The following is a 2,327-nucleotide window of genomic DNA, read 5'->3' as shown; positions in this document are numbered from 1 at the left end:
TCCTTGAACCGGCGCAGCGACTCGATGCCCAGGTTGTCTCCCACGACGATGCCGTTGCGGATGACCCGCGCCTTGGCGTTCCTCGTGATGACACCCGAGCGAACGATGACACCGGCGACGTTTCCGAACTTGGACGAGCTGAACACCTCGCGGATCTCGGCGACACCACTCTGCACCTCTTCGAACTCGGGCTTGAGCATTCCCTTGAGGGAGTTCTCGATGTCCTCGAGTGCGTTGTAGATGACGGAGTAGAAGCGCACGTCGACGCCTTCACGGGCAGCGCGTTCGCGCGCCTTAGTGTCGGGGCGAACGTTGAACCCGATGATGATGGCGTTGTCGACGGTGGCGAGGTTGACGTCGCTCTCCGTGACCGCACCGACACCGCGGTGGATGATGCGCAGCTGCACCGAATCGTCGACCTCGATCTTGAGGAGCGACTCTTCCAGTGCCTCAACGGCACCGGACACGTCACCCTTGATGATGAGGTTGAGAGACTCGACCTTGCCCTCTTCGAGTGCACGGGTGAAGTCCTCGAGGCTGATCCGCTTGCGGGCCTTGGCCAGCAGGGCGTTGCGCTCGGCGGCTTCGCGCTTCTCGGCGATCTGACGTGCCGTGCGGTCTTCCTGGATGACCAGGAAGGTGTCGCCGGCGCGGGGAACACTGGAGAGACCCTGAACCTGGACCGCCCGGGACGGGGTGGCGGCGAGCACGGGCACGCCGTTCTCGTCGGCCATCGCACGAACACGGCCGTAGGCCGTTCCCGCCACGATGGAGTCCCCGACGTGCAGGGTTCCCGACTGGATGAGCACGGTTGCCACGGCGCCGCGACCCTTGTCGAGGCGAGCCTCGATGGCAACACCGCGAGCGTCCTTGTCCGGGTTGGCCCGCATGTCGAGACCGGCGTCCGCGGTGAGCAGTACGGCGTTCAGGATTTCCTGGATGCCGGTGCCCTGCTTCGCCGACACGTCGACGAACATGACGTCTCCACCGTATTCTTCGGCGACGAGGCCGAACTCGGTGAGCTGCTGGCGCACCTTCTGCGGGTTCGCGCCGGGCTTGTCGATCTTGTTCACTGCGACCACGATCGGCACGTTGGCGGCCTGGGCGTGGTTGAGCGCTTCAATCGTCTGGGGCATGATGCCGTCGTCCGCCGCGACCACGAGGATCGCGATGTCGGTGACCTGCGCACCACGGGCACGCATGGCGGTGAACGCCTCGTGGCCCGGTGTGTCGATGAAGGTGATGGCGCGTTCGATGCCCTCGTGCTCGGTGATGACCTGGTAGGCACCGATGTGCTGCGTGATTCCGCCGGCTTCACCCGCGGCCACCTTGGCGTTACGGATGGCGTCGAGCAGCGCGGTCTTACCGTGGTCGACGTGACCCATGACCGTGACGACGGGGGGACGGGCGACGAGCTCGTCGTCGGTCTCGTCTTCCAGCTCCTGGTCGATGTCGATGTCGAAGCCGAGCAGAAGCTCGCGGTCCTCGTCGTCGGGCGAGACCATCTGGATCTTGTAGCCGAGCTCGGAGCCGAGCACGTCGAACGTGGCCTCGTCGAGGGACTCGGTTGCCGTGGCCATTTCACCGAGGTGGAACAGTACGGTGACCAGGTTTCCGGGGCTCGCGTCGATCTTGTCGGCGAAGTCCGTGATGGAGGCACCGCGGCGCAGACGCACCACGGTTCCGCCATCGCCGCGGGGTACGCTCACGCCACCCAGCGACGGAGCCTCGCGCAGCTCGAACTCTGCTCTCTTCGTACGCTTGGACTTGCGGGCCTTGTTCTTGCCGCCACCGCGGCCGAACGCACCAGCGGTTCCGCCGCCGGGGCCGCGACCGCGACCACCTGCGCCGCCACCACCGGCAGGACGCGGCGGGCCGAAGCCGGGGGCTCCGGCTGGAGCGCCACCAGGTCGCTGGAAGCCGGGGCGTGCGCCACCGGCGCCACCCGGAGCGCCACCGGGACGCTGGAAGGCACCCGGGCGCTGGCCGAAGCCGGTCGGGCGCGGAGCCTGGCCGGGTCCACCCGGACGAGGTGCACCGGGGCGCGGGGCCGCGGGGCGAGGAATGTTGCTGGGGGAAGAGGTGGAGGGCGGGCGCTGACCCATGCCCTGCGCGCTGGCGAACGGGTTGTTACCGGGACGCGGGCTCGGGGTCTTGCCCATGCCCTGGTTGCTGGCGAACGGGTTGTTGCCCGGGCGAGCTGCCGGAGGCTTCGGCACGGAGGCACCGGGCTTGGCAGCGGATGCCTTGCCGCCCTCGGTCTTCGCGACCGGGGCAACCGTCGCGGGGACGGTCTCGGCGACGGCGGCCGCAGCGGCCGCCTTCTC

General features: G+C 68.1%; 1 protein-coding gene. It reads right to left on the bottom strand.

Translation table 11 applies throughout. The features are described from left to right. Positions 1–2,327 (bottom strand): translation initiation factor IF-2 (gene infB, locus RMO85_RS06080; RefSeq protein ID WP_310527488.1); only part of this gene is annotated, 2,327 nt, incomplete at both ends.

This window comes from Nocardioides sp. (assembly GCF_031422975.1).
In the GTDB taxonomy this organism is placed as follows: domain Bacteria; phylum Actinomycetota; class Actinomycetes; order Propionibacteriales; family Nocardioidaceae; genus Nocardioides.
Note: the sequence above shows the minus strand (reverse complement) of the source record. Positions and strands in the feature narration are given on the sequence as shown.